At 74.8% G+C, this 16,312-nt stretch carries 19 protein-coding genes; 6 read left to right on the top strand and 13 right to left on the bottom strand.

Annotation, left to right across the window (positions count from 1 at the left end; all coding sequences use genetic code 11):
- Positions 1-24: 24 nt before the first annotated feature.
- Together SYYSPA8_RS02855 and SYYSPA8_RS02850 are read right to left on the bottom strand one after the other, a co-directional pair.
- Positions 25-231 (bottom strand): phosphotransferase, encoded by a 207-nt coding sequence (locus tag SYYSPA8_RS02855; RefSeq protein ID WP_323445277.1) that lies wholly within the window; start codon positions 229-231, stop codon positions 25-27.
- 148 nt (positions 232-379) lie between these two features.
- Positions 380-514, bottom strand: coding sequence for a hypothetical protein (locus SYYSPA8_RS02850; RefSeq protein ID WP_323445276.1), 135 nt, complete (start codon positions 512-514; stop codon positions 380-382).
- A gap of 223 nt (positions 515-737) precedes the next feature.
- Here SYYSPA8_RS02850 and SYYSPA8_RS02845 point away from each other — a divergent pair, with 223 nt between their 5' ends.
- Both SYYSPA8_RS02845 and SYYSPA8_RS02840 read left to right on the top strand, forming a co-directional pair.
- Positions 738-1,793, top strand: coding sequence for a methyltransferase (locus tag SYYSPA8_RS02845; protein WP_323445275.1), 1,056 nt, complete (start codon positions 738-740; stop codon positions 1,791-1,793).
- A 272-nt stretch (positions 1,794-2,065) separates the two neighbouring features.
- Entirely contained in the window at positions 2,066-2,257 is a 192-nt protein-coding gene (locus SYYSPA8_RS02840; protein WP_323445274.1) for a hypothetical protein, read from the top strand.
- Between the two features lie 367 nt (positions 2,258-2,624).
- On the opposite strand, the gene SYYSPA8_RS02835 is transcribed toward SYYSPA8_RS02840, so the two are convergent.
- A complete protein-coding gene (locus tag SYYSPA8_RS02835) occupies positions 2,625-3,071 on the bottom strand; it encodes a nitroreductase family deazaflavin-dependent oxidoreductase (protein ID WP_323445273.1) in 447 nt (148 codons plus the stop codon).
- Positions 3,072-3,249: 178 nt separating this feature from the next.
- Here SYYSPA8_RS02835 and SYYSPA8_RS02830 point away from each other — a divergent pair, with 178 nt between their 5' ends.
- Entirely contained in the window at positions 3,250-3,606 is a 357-nt protein-coding gene (locus SYYSPA8_RS02830) for a DUF779 domain-containing protein (protein WP_323445272.1), read from the top strand.
- 31 nt (positions 3,607-3,637) lie between these two features.
- Here the strand turns inward: SYYSPA8_RS02830 and SYYSPA8_RS02825 are convergent, their stop codons facing one another.
- Together SYYSPA8_RS02825 and SYYSPA8_RS02820 are read right to left on the bottom strand one after the other, a co-directional pair.
- Positions 3,638-3,832 carry a hypothetical protein gene (locus tag SYYSPA8_RS02825; RefSeq protein WP_323445271.1) on the bottom strand — a complete coding sequence of 65 codons (195 nt, stop codon included), beginning with the start codon at positions 3,830-3,832 and terminating at the stop codon, positions 3,638-3,640.
- 224 nt (positions 3,833-4,056) lie between these two features.
- On the bottom strand, positions 4,057-4,941 hold the full coding sequence (locus SYYSPA8_RS02820; RefSeq protein ID WP_407705887.1) for a phosphatidylinositol-specific phospholipase C/glycerophosphodiester phosphodiesterase family protein: 885 nt from the start codon (positions 4,939-4,941) through the stop codon (positions 4,057-4,059).
- A 279-nt stretch (positions 4,942-5,220) separates the two neighbouring features.
- On the opposite strand from SYYSPA8_RS02820, the gene SYYSPA8_RS02815 reads away from it, so the two are divergent.
- Positions 5,221-5,499 (top strand): hypothetical protein, encoded by a 279-nt coding sequence (locus tag SYYSPA8_RS02815; RefSeq protein ID WP_323445270.1) that lies wholly within the window; start codon positions 5,221-5,223, stop codon positions 5,497-5,499.
- Positions 5,500-5,514: 15 nt separating this feature from the next.
- Here SYYSPA8_RS02815 and SYYSPA8_RS02810 read toward each other — a convergent pair whose 3' ends face one another.
- The 8 genes from SYYSPA8_RS02810 to SYYSPA8_RS02775 all read right to left on the bottom strand — a co-directional run bounded on the left by SYYSPA8_RS02810 (position 5,515) and on the right by SYYSPA8_RS02775 (position 14,312).
- Entirely contained in the window at positions 5,515-6,177 is a 663-nt protein-coding gene (locus SYYSPA8_RS02810) for an ABC transporter ATP-binding protein (RefSeq protein WP_323445269.1), read from the bottom strand.
- Positions 6,170-7,123, bottom strand: coding sequence for an ABC transporter ATP-binding protein (locus SYYSPA8_RS02805; RefSeq protein WP_323445517.1), 954 nt, complete (start codon positions 7,121-7,123; stop codon positions 6,170-6,172). Before SYYSPA8_RS02805 ends, SYYSPA8_RS02810 begins: the two co-directional genes overlap by 8 nt.
- Before the next feature lie 68 nt (positions 7,124-7,191).
- A complete protein-coding gene (locus SYYSPA8_RS02800) occupies positions 7,192-8,124 on the bottom strand; it encodes an ABC transporter permease (protein WP_323445268.1) in 933 nt (310 codons plus the stop codon).
- On the bottom strand, positions 8,117-9,082 hold the full coding sequence (locus SYYSPA8_RS02795) for an ABC transporter permease (protein WP_323445267.1): 966 nt from the start codon (positions 9,080-9,082) through the stop codon (positions 8,117-8,119). The genes SYYSPA8_RS02800 and SYYSPA8_RS02795 overlap by 8 nt, the downstream gene beginning before the upstream one ends.
- Positions 9,083-9,135: 53 nt before the next feature.
- Positions 9,136-10,674, bottom strand: coding sequence for an ABC transporter substrate-binding protein (locus tag SYYSPA8_RS02790; protein WP_323445516.1), 1,539 nt, complete (start codon positions 10,672-10,674; stop codon positions 9,136-9,138).
- Between the two features lie 253 nt (positions 10,675-10,927).
- Complete coding sequence (locus SYYSPA8_RS02785) at positions 10,928-12,109, bottom strand: acyl-CoA dehydrogenase family protein (RefSeq protein ID WP_323445266.1); 1,182 nt, start codon at positions 12,107-12,109, stop codon at positions 10,928-10,930.
- Positions 12,106-13,302: an acyl-CoA dehydrogenase family protein gene (locus SYYSPA8_RS02780; RefSeq protein ID WP_323445265.1), complete on the bottom strand. Its 1,197-nt coding sequence runs from the start codon at positions 13,300-13,302 to the stop codon at positions 12,106-12,108. Before SYYSPA8_RS02780 ends, SYYSPA8_RS02785 begins: the two co-directional genes overlap by 4 nt.
- Positions 13,299-14,312: an NADPH:quinone oxidoreductase family protein gene (locus tag SYYSPA8_RS02775; protein ID WP_323445264.1), complete on the bottom strand. Its 1,014-nt coding sequence runs from the start codon at positions 14,310-14,312 to the stop codon at positions 13,299-13,301. Before SYYSPA8_RS02775 ends, SYYSPA8_RS02780 begins: the two co-directional genes overlap by 4 nt.
- A gap of 235 nt (positions 14,313-14,547) precedes the next feature.
- Here SYYSPA8_RS02775 and SYYSPA8_RS02770 point away from each other — a divergent pair, with 235 nt between their 5' ends.
- Positions 14,548-15,516, top strand: coding sequence for a ribokinase (locus SYYSPA8_RS02770; protein WP_323445263.1), 969 nt, complete (start codon positions 14,548-14,550; stop codon positions 15,514-15,516).
- An 81-nt stretch (positions 15,517-15,597) separates the two neighbouring features.
- A complete protein-coding gene (locus SYYSPA8_RS02765) occupies positions 15,598-16,299 on the top strand; it encodes a nitroreductase family protein (RefSeq protein WP_323445262.1) in 702 nt (233 codons plus the stop codon).
- The last annotated feature ends 13 nt before the right edge of the window (positions 16,300-16,312 follow it).

Below are 16,312 nucleotides of genomic sequence, written 5' to 3'. Positions count from 1 at the left end.
GGACGGGACCGTCCAGGTCGATTCTTACGGATCGGGCTGGGTCAGGGGGACATCGGCGAGGGGTTGTGGGCTCAGGGAGTGCAGTACGGCGAGCGTCTCCCCGATCCGGGAGACCAGCCGTTCCCGGCCGGCGGGGGACACACGCGCCCAGGAGCCGGCCAGGTTCTCGCCGCGCAGCCGGGAGATCAGGACGTACCGCCAGCCGTTCTCGTACGCGCCGGCGTCGTGCACGCGGGGGTGGGGACGGGCAGCCGCTCCTGGAGGTGGGCCAGGACTCGGCTCTCGGCGACGGCGTCCCGGGCGGCGGTCCCGGGGAACAGTTTGAGCACCAGGTCGTCACCGACCGCGTGGACGGGCCGCGACCCGTCCGGGAAGCGGGTCAGCGGGGCGGCGGGGCGGCGGCGAGGCCCAGGCGCGCACAGAGGTCCGCCGCCCCGGGACGCATCACCGTCTCGTCCGGGACGACCGCGTCCCACTCCTCGTCCGTCTCGTCCGTCTCCACGACAGGCAGCATGTCCGGGACCGTAAGTGAGCGGGTACCGGGGCGCAACGGGGTTTCCACGGCGGCCCGGTGAGCCCCGGGGGTGTCGTCGGCGGGGCAGCGGGACACACGGGGAGGTCCCGCGCCGGGGTGATCGGCGGGTGGCGGGAACGGGCCGCAGGCCCGGTGGCGGGCTGCCATGCTGGCGCGGCGGCGGCCGACCGGCGCCCGCCGCACACTCCTTGGAGGCGGTCAGATGAGCGACAGCACGCACCCGGTGGACGGGGCGCAGGCGGCACGGCGGAGCAACGCCCTGGTCGTGGCGCAGGCGGTGGAGTTCCTCTGTACGGCGGCGCTGCGCGCGGCGGCGTCCGTGGGGGTCGCGGACCATCTGGCGGACGGGCCGCGTACGCCCGGGGAGTTGGCGGCGGCGACCGGGACCGACGCGGGCAGTCTCCACCGGGTGCTGCGGCTGCTGGCCACCCGGGGCCTGTTCGAGGAGGACGGCGGCGGCCGTTTCCGGCTCACGGCCGACGGGGACGCGCTGCGCACGGACGCCCCGGTGTCGGCCCGCGCGGCGGTGCTGATGCTGACGGACCCCACGATGTGGCGCCCGGCCGGAGAGATGGCGCGGTGTCTGACCGACGGCGGCTCGGCCTTCGACGCCATCTTCGCGACGGATTTCTTCACCCACTTCTCCCAGGACGCGGAGACGGCCGCCGTGTTCCACGCGGGCATGGCCTCGCTGTCGGACGCGGAGAACGGGCCCATCGCCGGGAGCTGGGAGTTCCCGGAGGGGGCCACGGTGGTGGACGTGGGCGGCGGTTACGGCGGGCTGCTGCGGGAGGTGCTGTCCGCCGGGCCCACGCTGCGCGGTGTCCTGCACGACCAGGGCCATGTGCTGGCGGGGCACGGGCTCGCCGACGCCGTGCCCGGCGGCGCCGACCCGGCGGGCCGCTGGGAGACGGCCGAGGGCGACTTCTTCCGGTCCGTGCCGGCGGGGGACATCCTGCTGCTCAAGCGGATCCTGCACGACTGGGACGACGACCGGTGCGTGACCGTTCTGCGTCACTGCCGTGCGGCCCTGGCCCCCGGCGGCCGGGTGCTGGTGATCGACGCGGTGATACCGGACGGCAACGCGCCGCATCAGGGCAAGGCGCTGGATCTGATGATGATGGCGTCGCTGACCGGCCGTGAGCGCACGGAGGCCGACTTCGCCCGGCTCTTCGCGGCGTCCGGGCTGCGGCTCGTACGGGTGGTGCCCACCCCGGCGGTGCTCTCGATCGTGGAGGCCGCCGCGGCGGAGGAGTGAGCCCGCGCATCGGCCGGCCCGGGTACGGGGGGTGGGGTGGCGGCGCGGCCATCTCCCTTGGCTGGCGGCCGGGTTGGGCGTGCGGGGCCGGACAGGCACCGGGGGCGTTCCGTTCGCGAACGTTTCCCCGGCGGCCCGCGTGGCGCCCTTCTCTCCCCACCCGCTTTATTGGATCATCAGCCCGGCGGGGACGTTTCTCCTCCGGTGACAACCGGGGAACAGCGCGTCCGCGTCGCACACCCGATGCTCCACGACCACGAGGGGGTTGCCTGATGCACAGAGGGCACCGTATATCCATCGCCACCGCCACCGCCGCCCTGCTGATTCTCGGCTCGGCGGGCCTGGCCCTGGCCGACAACCACGTCCCCGGCCCGCCGCGCGGCGGCGGCGTCGGGCCGGCCGGGGCCCCGGCGGGCTCCGCGGGGGTGCCCGCCCCGCAGGCCACGGTCGTCGCCGGGCGTTAGGACGCTCCGGGCCGGCGGCTGTTCGGCCGCCGGTCCGGGAAGCCGGTCCGGGAAGCCGGTCCGGTGCTCGGACATGCGGCCGGACATGTGCCCGAAGAAACGATTCTGCTCCCGGTCGGCCCGCCCCGGGGCGCGCGTCCGGTGTCCGCGTACGCCCGCCCACGCGTCGCCGCGACCACGGCCACGGCCACGAGCAGGATCACGAGCGCGGCCACCAGCGATCACGCGGGGGTCGCCCCGTCGCAACCCGCTCGCAACGTGGTGGGGTGTTCACTGAAACGACCACCGCACGATCCCGGAGCGGAGTCGGCGCCGCTCCGGGGTCCCGGTGCGCGCGGGCGCACGCCCCGGGACCCGGGCGCCGGTGTCAGCCGCCGGTGGAGGGGGTCTCCACGACAAAGACCGGAATCGCGCGGTCCGTCTTCTCCTGGTAGTCGGCGTAGTCCGGATACGCCTCGACGGCGCGCGCCCACCACAGGGCCTTCTCCTCGCCCGTCACCTCACGCGCCACCATGTCGCGGCGCACGGGCCCGTCCTGAAGCTCCACCCGGGGGTCCGCCACCACGTTGTGGTACCAGACCGGGTGCTTGGCCGCGCCGCCGGCGGAGGCCACGATCGCGTACCGGCCCTCGTGCTCCACCCGCATCAGCGGGGACTTGCGGATCAGCCCGCTCCTGGCACCCACGGTGGTCAGGATGACCACCGGCATGCCGCGCAGGGTGGTGCCCTCGGTGCCGCCGGAGCTCTCGTACAGCTCCACCTGGTCCCGTACCCACTGCGCCGGACTCGGCTGGTACTCGCCTTCCAGAGGCATGTGGCTCCCATCGTGTCGTCGTCGTGTGCCGCGCGTTCGGGGGCGGCGCGGCGGCGGACCTGCCTGCCGCCGGGACCACCGAATCATCTCCGGGCGACCGTGTCGAAGGGAAGGCACGATCGCTTGACGCACGGGTGACGCAACGGTGCCGCAACCCGGCGGATGGTTCACTGGCCCCATGGCGGACTCACCCCGAGTGGAACTGACCGAGGCGGCGGCCGGGTTGTTGCGCCGGCTGCACGCGGACCACGGGCCCTTGATGTTCCATCAGTCGGGCGGCTGCTGCGACGGCAGCGCGCCCATGTGCTACCCGCGCGGCGAGTTCCGCACCGGGGGCTCCGACGTACTCCTGGCGGAACTGGTGGTGGCGGGGGTCCCGGAGACCGTCGGCTTCTGGATGTCGGCCGCGCAGTACGAGCGGTGGAGCCACACCCGGCTCGTCGTGGACGTGGTCGAGGGGCGCGGCAGCGGCTTCTCGCTGGAGGCCCCCGAGGGCGTGCGCTTCCTGATCCGTTCGCATCTCGTGGCGGGCTGACCGGCCCCGTGGCGGGTGCGCCGGTGCCCGTTCAGGGGTGCAGACCGCTCACGACGTCGGCGGTGGCGGCGACCCCCTCGTGGATGGAGGGCGCCATGCTGGTGCCCGCGAGGAAGAAGCCCAGCAGCGCGCAGACGAGCGCGTGGGAGAACTTCAGCCCGTTGTTGCGCATGAAGATCACCGCGAGTACCAGCATCAGCAGGACCACCGAGATCGAGACGGCCATCGCCGGTCTCCTTCACCGTGCGGGACGGGCACGCCCGGCGGACAGCCGGACACACCTGTCGGGTTTGCGGCATTCGGCCGTAGTCTGGCGCAGTGGAGGGCGGGGGTGGCCGACTGGCGTGTCCGCCGTACGGGTGATTGAGGCGGCGGACGTCCGGTGACGGGCGGTCGGCGAGCCGGGCCGCCGGGGCGGTACGCGGCCCCGGCGGCGATACGGCCGGCCGGCTAGACGGAGTCGGCAGGGGGCCGGTGGGTGCGGAGGAACCGTTCCAGGCCGGGCAGATCGTCGGTGTTGAGGTGGTCGGCCCCGGCGGCGAGCAGCTCCCGCCAGACCGCTTCCCGTGCGGGCCCCGGCGTGTCGGGGGTGGCCCAGAAGCGGATACGGCGGCGGGCCGCGTGGGCGGCGCCGACCAGGGTCCGCAGCCGCTCGCGCTCCGCCGCAGGGAAGGGCCCCGCGCCCTGCCAGGTGAAGGCCGTGTTCCAGTTGCTGGAGACGAGGGGGATGAAGGAGGCGGGCACGGCGGTGGGCAGGTCGTCGAGGCGGCCGTCGTAGAACGCGAGGCGGCGCCGCTGGGCGGCCATGGGGACGCGGGCGGCCCGGTCGCCGGAGACCACGGCGGTGACGGCGCCGGAGCTCACCCGGCCGTCGGCGTACGAGGTGAACAGGCGGCGGTACGCGCGCAGCTGGCGGTCCAGCTCCAGGTAGCAGGCGGCGCCGTCCGCCTTGATGTCGACCAGCAGCTGTACAGGCCGGTGGTGCCCGGGGTGGACGGTGCCGTCGTTCTCCCGGACCCGGGCGAGCAGCGGTTCGAGGTAGAGGGAGCGGAGGGTGCGGGCGGGGTCCAGCTCGGCGGGGGTGTGGGCGACCAGCAGTTCGCCGTCGACCAGGAAGATGTCGGCCTCCACGCTGGTGAAGCCGTGGGACAGGGCGTCGTGCAGCGGGCGCGGGTGGAGGTAGTCGTTGTGGGCGTGGGCGTGCCGCAGCGGGCGGCGGCGCGGGGGGCCGGTGCGTTCGGCGGCGTGGGCGGTGTGGGCGAGGGCGGGGACGGCTGCGGTGCCCGCCAGCGCGGCGGCGAGGGTGGTGACGGCTCTGCGGCGCGTGGGTGACACGGTGGGACCTCCGGGCTCGTGGGAACGGGAGGGACACCCGAGTATCGGCCCGTGCGGGGTCCACGGGGAGGGGCCGGGGCGGGAGTTCGGCCGGTCCGGTACCCCCGGGAGCCGGTGCCCGCCGGCCGGTCGTCCGGCTGCGGGAGGGTGACGCCGGTCATCCGTTCGGCCCGCCGGCCGGGCCCAGGGTGCGGGGGGCGGGTTCGGTGGAGGGGAAGCCGCAGCGCGCCTGCCGCAGGGACGGGCGCCCGGTATCCGTCCGAGAGGTGGTTTTCGTCGATGTTCACACATCTGCGCCCGAGGCTGGCCGCTGTGGCCGCCGCCGCGTTCCTGCTCGGCGGGGCCACGGTCCCCGTCGCCCACGCCACCCCGGCGGAGCCGGCGGTTTCGGCGGCGCCGGTGCGCCAGTGCGTCAACCCGGGCGATGTCATCGCCGACGACAGCGACGACAGGGTCTACTACGTCTGCAACTTCCTTCGGGAGCCGGTGCCGTACACCTGCGTCCTGAACTTCGTCTTCGATCCGGTGCTCAACCTCTGCCGGCCGCGCCTGCCCTGACGGCGCCGCTTGACGCTACCGCTGTGCCCCGGTCTCGGACCAGTCCACGATCCGGTCGCACCAGCGGTTCAGCAGCACCCGGTCGTGGGAGACGGCGAGCAGGCCTGCGCCCTCGGTGCGGCGGTACTCCTCGACCACCGCGACCAGCGCGGCGGTCGTGGAGGCGTCCAGCATCGCCGTCATCTCGTCGCAGATCAGCCAGCGCGGCCGCAGGACCAGGGCCCGGGCCAGGCAGGCCCGCTGGAGCTGTCCGTCGCTGACCTCGTGGGGCCGGCGGGTCAGCAGTTCCCCGGTGAGGCCGACCGCCCCGGCGAGTTCGGCGACGCGGGTGCCCGCCCCGGCGCCCCGGCCGGTGGCCCGCAGCGGTTCGGCGATCAGGTCGTGGAGGGTGAGGCGGGGGTCGGCGGACATCCTCGGCTGCTGGAAGACGACTCCGATGGCGGTCCGCCGGTCGCGCGGGGCGGTGTGCCGGGCGCCGGTGACCGGTTCGCCGTCGAGGACGACCCGGCCCGCGTACGGGCGGTGCAGCAGTGCCGCGACGCGGGCGAGTGTCGACTTGCCGCAGCCGCTGGGGCCGAGGAGTCCGACCGCCTCGCCGGGGGCCAGCCGCAGCGAGACATCCCGTACCACGGGGGCGCGCCGGTCGTATCCGGCGGTGATCGCGTCGAGTTCAAGCATGGGTGGCGCTCCCCCGTACGGCGGCGGCTCCCGGCACCGGGCCGGGGGACGGGTGGTGGCAGGCGAGGCCGCCGGTGAAGTCCGGGACGCCGGCGCAGCGGTCCGTGGCCCGGTCGCAGCGGGCGGCGAAGGCGCAGCCGGGCGGCAGGTCGCCCAGTTCGGGCGGGAGTCCGGGGATGGGGACGAAGTCGCGTTCGGGGAGGGCGGCGAGCAGTCCCCGGGCGTAGGGGTGGCGGGGGCCGGGTCCGCCGAAGAAGTCGGCCGCGCGGGAGATCTCCACGATGCGTCCCGCGTACATCACGGCGACCCGGTCGGCGATCCGCTCCGCCGCCACCAGATCGTGGGTGATCATCAGCAGGGCGCGGCCGGCCGTGCCGTCGGTGACGTGGCGGACGTGCCGGCGGAGTTCGTCGGCGGTGTGGTTCACCAGGTCGCGGTCGAGTCCGGTGGTGGGTTCGTCGGCGAGCAGGAGGGGCGCGTCGCCGATGAGGGCGAGCGCGGTGGCGGCCCGCTGGGCGAGTCCGCCGGAGAGTTCGTGGGGGTAGCGGTCGAGGTGGTCGGCGGGGAAGGCGGCCCGTTCGGCCGCGGCGACGGCGGCGGCCCGCACCTGGCGGCGGGGGGTGCCGGCGAGTTCCCGCAGGGTCTCCTCCAGATGGGCGCGGACGGTGCGGACGGGGGTGAGGTGGGCGGCGGGGCTCTGGGGTACGAGTCCGACGCGCCGTCCCCGTACGGACGTGGCGAGGGTGCGTTCGCCGGCGCCGAGCAGTTCGACCCCGTCGACGGTGGCGGTCCCGGCGGTCTGGGCGTTGCCGGGGAGCAGCCCGAGGAGGGCGGAGGCGAGCACGGACTTGCCGCATCCGCTCTCGCCGACGAGGGCCAGGCACTCCCCCGCCGCGAGGTCGAAGGTGGCGGAGGTGACGGCGGCGACATGGCGGCCGCCGCGCATCCGGAACCGTACCGAGAGGTCGCGTACCGACAGGACGGTGGCGGGGGCGGTGGCGGCGCGGGGGGCGCTCACAGCATCAGCTCCGATCGGCGGCGGGGGTTGATCCGTTCCCGCCAGGCGCCGGCCAGACCGGCGACGGCCAGGGTGGGGACGATCAGGAAGAGCCCGGGGAAGAGGGTGGGCCACCAGTCCCCGGCGAGGAGGGTGCCGCGCGCGCTCTGCACCAGATTGCCCAGGCTGGCCTGGTGGCTGGGGAGGCCGAGGCCGAGGAAGGAGAGCGCCGACTCGTGCCAGATGGCGTGCGGGATCATCAGGACGGCGGCGAGGCCGGCCTGGGGCAGGACGCCGGGGACGAGGTGGCGGAGGGTGACCCGCAGGCGGGAGGCGCCGCCGGAGACGGCCGCGTCCACGAAGGGCCGGGAGCGCAGGGAGAGCACTTCGGAACGGACGATCCGGGCGGTGGAGAGCCAGTGGGTGAGGGCCACGGAGGCGATGACCGGCCAGACCCCGGGGCGGAACATCGCCACGATGAAGATGCCGAGGAGCAGATGGGGCACCGAGGAGAAGGTGTCGACGAGCCGCATCACGATCCGGTCGGTCCAGCCGCCGAAGGCTGCGGCGGCCGCGCCGACGAGGGTGCCGATGACGGTGGCGACGAGGGCTGCGACCACGCCGACGAGCAGGGAGACCCGCAGCCCGTAGACACAGCGCAGCAGCAGGTCGCGGCCGACGTCGTCGGTGCCGAAGGGGTGTTCCCAGGACGGCGGGAGGAGCTTCTGGGAGAGGTCGACGGCCTGTTCGTCGAGTTGGACGACCGGGGGGACGACCAGGACGGCGAGCACGGCGGCGGCGACGAGGACGGCGGAGACCGTGACCCGGACGGTCCGGGTGGAGCGGCGGGTGCGTCCGGCGGAGCGCCAGACGGGCCCGGTGCCGGTGCCGGTGCCGGCCTTGGCACGGGTGCCGGTGGTGGTGCCGGTGCCGGTGGTGGTGTCAGCCATCGAAGCCCACTCTCGGGTCGGCGAGTCCGTACAGCAGGTCGGAGAGCAGGTTTCCGGCGAGCACGGCGGCGGTGGCGAGCACGGTGAGGGCCGCGAGCAGCGGGAAGTCCGCGGCGAGGGCGGCGTCGACGGTCGCGGCGGCGATGCCGGGCCAGCTGAAGACGGTCTCGACGAGCAGGGCGCCGGTGATCAGTTCGGGGACGCGGGAGCCGACGAGGGTGAGGGCGGGCAGCATCCCGGAGCGCAGGGCGTGGCCGAGGAGGACCCTCCGCTCGCTGAGGCCGCGGGCGCGGGCGCCGCGTACGGGGTCCTCGTCCAGGGCGTCGCCGACGCCCTGCCGGACGAAGAGGAAGAACCAGGGCAGCTGGGTGACGCCGAGGACGGCGGCGGGCAGCACCAGATGGGTGGCGACCTGGCCGGCGGTGACGACGTCGCTGCCGGTGTCGGTGAGTCCCCCGGCGGGCAGGACGCCGAGTTCGAGGGAGAAGAACCAGATGGCGAGCAGCCCGAGCCAGAAGGCGGGGGCGGCTTCGAGGGTGTACGCGGCGGAGCCGGCGGCCCGGTCGAGCCAGCCGCCCCGGCGGCGCGCGGCCAGCACGCCGAGGGTGGTGCCGAGGACGACGGCGACGAGGAAGGCGGTGGTGGCGAGGAGCACGGACCAGCCGACGCGTTCGGCGATGGCGTCCGCGACGGGCTGCCGCAGGGAGCTGGAGTCGCCGAGGTCGCCCGTCAGGGCGGAGGTGAGCCACGACCACCAGCGGTCGGCCAGGGGGCGGTCGACGCCGAGGTTGGCGCGGATCTGGTCCAGGTTCTCCTGGGAGGCGGTCAGTCCGGCGCCGCCGGTGTACGCCTTGACGGGGTCGAACGGGGAGGCGTCGGCGACGGCGAAGACCCCGAAGGTCACCACCAGCAGGACGGGGATGGCGAACAGGGTCCGCCGTCCCGCCATCCGTGCCATGGGCCCCCAGGGGAGTCGGCGGCCGCCCGCCTTCTCCACGCGGAGGCCGGCGCTCACTTCTTGGGCTTCCAGTCCTGGACGTTCCACCACGGGCCGTTGGCGAGGCCGTGGTCGTGCGGCTCGACCTGGGTGCTGAGCCCGGTCCACTCGTCGTTGACGACGTAGAGGTGGTCGATGTGGGTGAGGAAGGTGTAGCCGGGGTTCTTCACCAGTTCGCGCTGGACGGTGTCGTACGCCGCCTTGCGGACCGCCTTGTCGCCGCTCTCCCGGGCCTGCCGGAGCGCCTTGTCGACGGTCTTGTTGTCGTACCAGGCCATGTTGTTGAAGCCGTCGCCCGCGAGGGAGGAGGTCAGCAGCAGGTACTGGTCGAAGTCGGGGTCGGCCGGGGAGCCGCCGCCGGCGAGGACGGCGTCCTGCTTCATCCGGGGCTCGATGACCTCCCAGGTGCCGGCCTGGGTCTTGATGGAGATGCCGGCCTTCTTGGCGTCGGAGGCGTAGGCGAGGGCGTGGTCCTGGCGGAGCTTGTCGCCGGAGAGGTACCAGAGCGGGAACTCGGCGCGGACGCCGTCCTTCTCCCGGACGCCGTCCTTCCCGGGCTTCCAGCCGGCCTCGTCCAGGATCTTCTTCGCGGCGTCGAGGTCGTGGGCGCGCTCGGTGCCCCGGGTGAACCACTCGCTGTCGGTGGGGACGGGGCCGTAGGCGGGCTTGCCCGCGCCCTCCAGGATCCGGTCGACCATGGTCTGCCGGTCGACGGCGACGTCGAGGGCGCGGCGGACGGCGGTGTCGCCGGTGACCCGGTGGTGGGTCGGCAGGGTCACGGTGCGGTAGTCGTAGGTCTTCGCGGTGTGGGTCTTCTTCCCCTTGTCCCCGGCGAAGCCCTTGGCGAGGTTGGGCGGCAGGATCGCGCCGTCGAGGTCCCCGGCGCGCAGCCGGGTGGCGCGGACGTCGTCGTCCTTGATGATCGCCATGGTGAACCGTTCCACCGCGGGCTTTCCGCCCCAGTAGGTGGGGTTCGCCTTGAAGCTGATCTTCTCGCCCCTGGACCAGTCGGCCAGGGTGTACGGGCCGGTGCCGATCGGCTTACTGGTGAAGGGGCCGGTGTTGGCGTCCTGGCCGGAGGCTATGTGGGCGGGGACGATGGGGTGCACGGTCCGCTGGGCGAAGGGCGCGTAGGGGTATTTCAGGGTGAAGACGACGGTGTCGTCGCCGGTGGCCCTGATGTCCTTGACCGCTTCGAGTTCGGACCGGGAGGGGTTGTTCGTCTTCTCGTCCAGGACGGTGCGGTAGGTGAAGACCACGTCCTTGGCGCCGAAGGGCTTGCCGTCGCTGAAGGTGACGCCCTTGCGGAGCTTGTACGTGTAGGTCAGGCCGTCCGCGCTGATGTCGGGGAGGGCGGCGGCGAGCGCGGGCTTCAGCTGCATCCGCTCGTCGAGGGCGAGCAGCCCGTCGAAGATCTTGGAGTTGCCGTCCTTGCCGTAGCCGAGCAGGGGGCTCAGGGTCTCCGGCTCGTAGGCGATGCCGACGACGGCGGAGGTGCCGGCGTCCGCGCCGCCGGAGTCGTTGCCGGGGGTGGAACAGGCCGCGGCGCCCATGGTCAGCGCGCCCGCCGTTCCGACGGCGGCCAGGCCGCGCAGCGTACGGCGCGATCGGATCGAACGGGAAGGCACGGCTCCCACACCCCTACTGATACTCAGCTGTTTTTGCGAACAGCTCGCAATTAAACCGCACCTAAAGGATGGCGCATACACCGGCCCGACCTGGGCTTCTGGCGGGCGGGCCGGTGTATGCGGAGGCCACCGGGGGTCAGGAGCGGGAGCAGGGAGCGGGGGCAGGGGGGCGTACGGCTCAGGGGGCGGGCAGATCGATCAGTTCCGCGAGGGCCGCGTGGTGCGCCCCCGGGGAGCCAAGAGCGATTTGAGACGATTTAGCTCTTTTGAGATAGAGGTGGGCGGGGTGTTCCCAGGTCATTCCGATCCCGGCGTGCAGCTGCACGCACTCCTCGGCGGTGCGGACGGCGACCGTCGCGGCATGGGACTGGGCGACGGCGACGGCGATCCCGGTGTCGGCGCCGGCCCCGGCGGTGGGCGTGTCCGCGGCGGGTCGGTCCGCGGCGAGCGCGGCGGCGGCGGCGCGGGCGACGGCCCGGGCGGAGACGATGCCCAGCCAGAGCTGGGCCATGCGGTGCTTGAGCGCCTGGAAGGAGCCGATGGGCCGGTTGAACTGGTGGCGCCGGCCGGTGTGGGCGACGGTCTCCTCCAGACACCACTCGGCCACGCCCAGCTGCTCGGAGGCGAGCAGTCCGGCCCCGGTGAGCAGGGCCCGGGCCACCGCGGGGGCGGCGGCGTCCCGGCCGGCGAGCCGGGTACCCCCGGCGGGCACGGTGACGGTGGCCAGCGGGCGGGTGAGGTCGAGGGTGGTCAGCGCCGCGACCCGGGCCCCGGCCCGGTCCAGCGCGTACAGGCCGTCGGCGCGGGGAATCAGCAGCACATCGGCCTCCAGCGCGCCGGCGACGCCGTCGGCCCTGCCGCCGTCCGGCACGGCCGGGTAGGGCGCGGACGGCGCGGTGGCGTACGGCACGACCAGGGCGGCGGTGGCCCGGCCGGTGGCGAGGTCCGTGAGGAGCCCGGCGGCCCCGGTGACCCCGGGCGCCTCGGGCCCGAGGGCGAGCAGGGCCTCGGTGGCGATGACGGAGCTGGTGAGATACGGGGCGGGGGTGACGGCCCGGCCCAGCTCCTCCAGGACGACGGCGGCCTCGCGGTGGCTCGCGCCCTGGCCGCCGTACTGCTCGGGGACGAGGAGTCCGGCGGCGCCGATGCCGTGGGCGAGGGCGGTCCACAGACCGGGGTCGCCGGGGTCGCCCGCCTCGGCGCGGGCGAGCAGGGCGGCCGTGTCGGCACGGTCGGTGAGCAGCGAGCGGACGGCGGCGCGCAGCTCGTCCTCGGTGTCGGAGTAGAGCAGGTCGAGCGGGGCGTCCACGGCGGTGGACCGGGGCGCGGGTACCGGGGCGGGGGTCGGCGCCGGGGTCATCGGGCCAGATCCTTCCAGGCGATGTCCTTGTCGTCGCGCGGCTCGGACGGCAGCCCGAGCACCCGTTCGGCGACGATGTTCAGCAGCACCTCGCTGGTGCCGCCCTCGATGGAGTTGCCCTTGGCGCGGAGATAGCGGTAGCCCGCGTCCCGGCCGGTGAAGTCGACCAGCTCGGGGCGGCGCAGCGTCCAGTCGTCGTACAGCAGCCCCTCCGGGCCGCGCAGTTCCACCTCCAGTGCGCTGATCTCCTGGTTGAGGCGGGCGAAGAAGAGCTTCATGGCGCTGCCCTCGGGGCCGGGCACCCCGGCGGCGAGCTGCTGGCGCAGGCGCTCGCCCGCGAGGCGGGCGGCCTCGGCCTCGACCCAGAGGGTCAGCAGCCGCTGGTGGAGGGCGTGGGTGCGCAGCTCGGGCCGCTCCCGCCAGGTCCGGGCGGCCGGGGCGATCATGCCGCCCTCGCGTGGCAGCCGCCGTCCGCCGATGGAGACGCGCTCGTTCATCAGAGTGGTCCGGGCGACCTGCCAGCCCGCGCCGACGGCGCCGAGCCGGTGGCGGTCGGGGATCCGTACGCCGCTGAGGAAGACCTCGTTGAACTCGGCCTCGCCGGTGAGCTGGCGCAGCGGGCGGACGTCGACGCCCGGGGCGGTCATGTCGCAGACGAAGTAGGTGAGGCCCCGGTGCTTGGGGAGGCCGGGGTCGCTGCGGGCGATGAGGATGGCCCAGCGGGCGGTGTGGGCGCTGGAGGTCCACACTTTCTGGCCGGTGACGATCCAGTCGTCGCCGTCGCGGACCGCGCGGGTCGCGAGCGCCGCCAGGTCGGAGCCGGCCCCGGGTTCGCTGAAGAGCTGGCACCACACCTCCTCGCCGACCCACAGAGGGCGCAGGAAGCGGCGTCTGACCTCGTCGGAGCCGTGGGCGAGCAGGGTCGGGGCGGCCATGCCGAGGCCGATGCCGATCCGGCGGGGGTCGTTGTCGGGGGCGCCGGCGGCGGCGAGTCCGTCGTCCACGACGGACTGGAGGGCGCGGGGGGCGCCCAGGCCGCCGAGTCCCTCGGGGTAGTGCACCCAGGCGAGCCCGGCGTCGAAGCGGGCGCGGAGGAAGTCGGTCCGGTCGGTGTCGGCCGGGGGGTGCGCGGCGAGCAGGTCCCGGGTCCGGGCGCGCAGGGCGCCGGCATCGGCGGGGGCGGCGGCCGTCATCGGCCGGCCCCCTCGCGGACGGCGGCGCTCCGGTCGGTGTCCTCTCCGGGCGGGGCCCCGGGCAGGACCGCGAGCCGGCCGGTGGTGGTGCCGTCCGCGACCCGCCGGACCGCGTCGGCGGCGCCCGCCAGCGGGACCCGTTCGCTGATGAGCGGCTTGACCACGCCCTGCGCGGCCAGGGTGGTGAGCCGGTCGTGGCAGTCGAGGACGGCGGCCGGGTCCTTGCGCACGTACAGGCCCCAGTGGACGCCGAGGATCGCGTAGTTCTTCACCAGGGCGTGGTGGAGCGCGGGGGCGGGGACGGTGCCGCTCGCGAAGCCGACGACGAGGATCCGCCCCTCGAAGGCGACGCACTTGGCGGACCAGGTGTACGCGTCGCCGCCCACCGGGTCGTAGACCACGTCCGCGCCCCGGCCGCCGGTCGCCTCCTTCACGGCCGCGACCACGTCCTCGGAGCGCCGGTCGACGACGACGTCGCAGCCGAGTCCGCGGGCGGCACGGGCCTTGTCGGGGCCGGAGACGACACCGATGACGCGGGCTCCGGCGGCGCGGCCGAGCTGGACGGCGGCGCTGCCGACCCCGCCGGCCGCCGCGTGCACGAGCAGGGTCTCGCCCGCCGTGAGCCGGGCGCGGCGGTGCAGCGCGAACCAGCCTGTCTGATAACCGATGTGCAGGGCGGCCGCCTCGGCGTCGTCCAGGGCCTCGGGGGCGGGCAGCGCCGCCGCCTCGTCCACGACGGCGTACTCGGCGAACCCTCCGTACGGCAGCGCGGGGTTGCCGATGATCCGGCGCCCGTCGGCGGTCTCGCCGCAGATCTCCACGCCGGGGGTGAACGGCAGCGGCGGCTGGACCTGGTACTTCCCGCGGACCATCAGCGCGTCGGGGAAGTTGACATTGGCGGCGCGGACCCGTACCAGGAGCTGTCCGGCGCCGGGCACCGGCCGGTCCACCTCTTCGAGCCGCATCACCTCGCCCGGCTCGCCGTTGCGGTGCACTCGCCATGCCTGCATGGTGGGGCCTCCCCCTGCCGTCGTCGGTACGGTGCTCGCCGCCGCATACTAAGCGGTCGCTTGCCTTCGGGGAACCCCCGGCGGCCGCTGTCGCCCCTTCGGCCCAGCGCCCCGCCCACAGCGGACGGGCGGCATCCGTCGTTGCGGGTACGGGAGTACAACCGGAGCGGCGGCCCGGCCGACGGAGACGGGCCGGCCCACGGCCGACCCACGGCAGCGAGGGAAGAGGGATCGCATGACGCGAACGGATGGAACGGCCGGGGCAGCGGCGCCCGCTGGTGAACGGGGCGGCGCCCCGGACGCGTTCGATCTGCTGGTGGTGGGGTCGGCCAACGCCGATCTGGTGGTGCGGGTGGAGCGCAGGCCCGGCGCGGGCGAGACCGTCCTCGGCTCCGATCTCGCCGTCCACCCCGGCGGCAAGGGCGCCAACCAGGCCGTCGCGGCGGCCCGGCTCGGCGCCCGTACGGCGCTGCTCGCCCGGGTCGGCGACGACGCGCACGGGCGGCTGCTGCTCCAGGCCCAGCGCGCGGCGGGGGTCGCGGTGGACGGGGTGCTCACCGGCGGCGCCCCCACCGGGGTCGCGCTGATCACCGTCGACCCGTCGGGCGACAACAGCATCGTGGTGTCCCCGGGCGCCAACGCGCTGCTGACCCCCGGCGACATCCGGTCGGCGGCCCGGCTCGTGCGGGCGGCCCGGGTGGTCTCCGCGCAGTTGGAGATCCCCCTCGCGACGGTGGTGGAGACGGTACGGGTGCTCGGTGGCGCGGGCCGGTTCGTCCTCAACCCCTCCCCCGCCGGTCCGCTGCCCGCCGAGGTGCTGACGGCCTGTGATCCGCTCGTCGTCAACGAGCACGAGGCCCGTGTCCTCCTCGGTGACGGCGCCGGGCCGGATCCGGCCGGCTGGGCGCGGTCCCTGCTCGCCCTCGGCCCCCGCTCGGTGGTGGTGACGCTGGGCGCGGCGGGCGCGCTCACCGCCGACGGCCGTACGGGGGTGGTGGAACGGGTCGCCGCCCCCCGGGTGAGCGCGGTCGACACCACGGGTGCGGGCGACGCGTTCACGGCGGCGCTGGCCTGGCGGCTCGGGCGGGGCGAGGAGCCGGCGGCGGCCGCCCGTTACGCGGCCCGGGTGGGCGCGGCGGCCGTGACCCGGCCGGGTGCCCAGGAGGCGTACCCCGTACCGGCGCAGTTGCCGCCCCCGGCCTGACGGGGGGGCGGCCGGGGCCGGCCGCGGCAGCCGCCCCGCGCCCCCTGTCGCGTACGCGTCCCACCGGGCACACTCGCCCCCATGGCCACCACGACACGACACTGGACCCCCACCCACGGCGACCCGTACCGGCCGGTGCCCTACCGCCCCGGCCGGATGGCACCCGCCGAATCCCTGGCCCGTGCGGCCGAGTTGCGTGCCCGGATGGACGAGCGGCGCACGGTCCGGCAGTTCGCCACCGACCCCGTCCCCCTCGACGTGGTCCGGGACGCCATCGCCTGTGCCGCCACCGCGCCATCGGGGGCGCATCAGCAGCCGTGGACCTTCGTCCTGGTGCGGGACCCCGGTGTACGGCGGCGCATCCGGGACGCCGCCGAGGAGGAGGAACGTCTCTCCTACGACGGCCGGCTGGGCGAGGAATGGCTCGCCGCCCTGCGCCCGCTGGGCACCGACGAGGTCAAGCCGCACCTCACGGACGCGCCCGCGCTGATCGTGGTCTTCCAGCAGCGCTACTGGCTGGGCGAGGACGGCACCAAGCGCAAGCACTACTACGTGGACGAGTCCGTGGGCATCGCGGTCGGCATGCTGCTGTCCGCGCTCCATCTGTCCGGTCTCGCCGCGCTGATCCACACCCCCAGCCCCATGCGCTTCCTCTCCGACGTCCTGGGACGGCCGGCGAACGAGAAGGCGTTCGCCGTGATCCCGGTGGGGTATCCGGCGCCCGACTGCCAGGTGCCCGATCTGGTGCGCAAGTCCCTGGACCAGGTGCTCGTCGAGTTCTGAGCGACCGTGGGCG

Source organism: Streptomyces yaizuensis (assembly GCF_034961445.1).
In the GTDB taxonomy this organism is placed as follows: domain Bacteria; phylum Actinomycetota; class Actinomycetes; order Streptomycetales; family Streptomycetaceae; genus Streptomyces; species Streptomyces yaizuensis.
The sequence above is the reverse complement of the archived record's forward strand: the minus strand, read 5'-3'. Positions and strand labels throughout refer to the sequence as shown.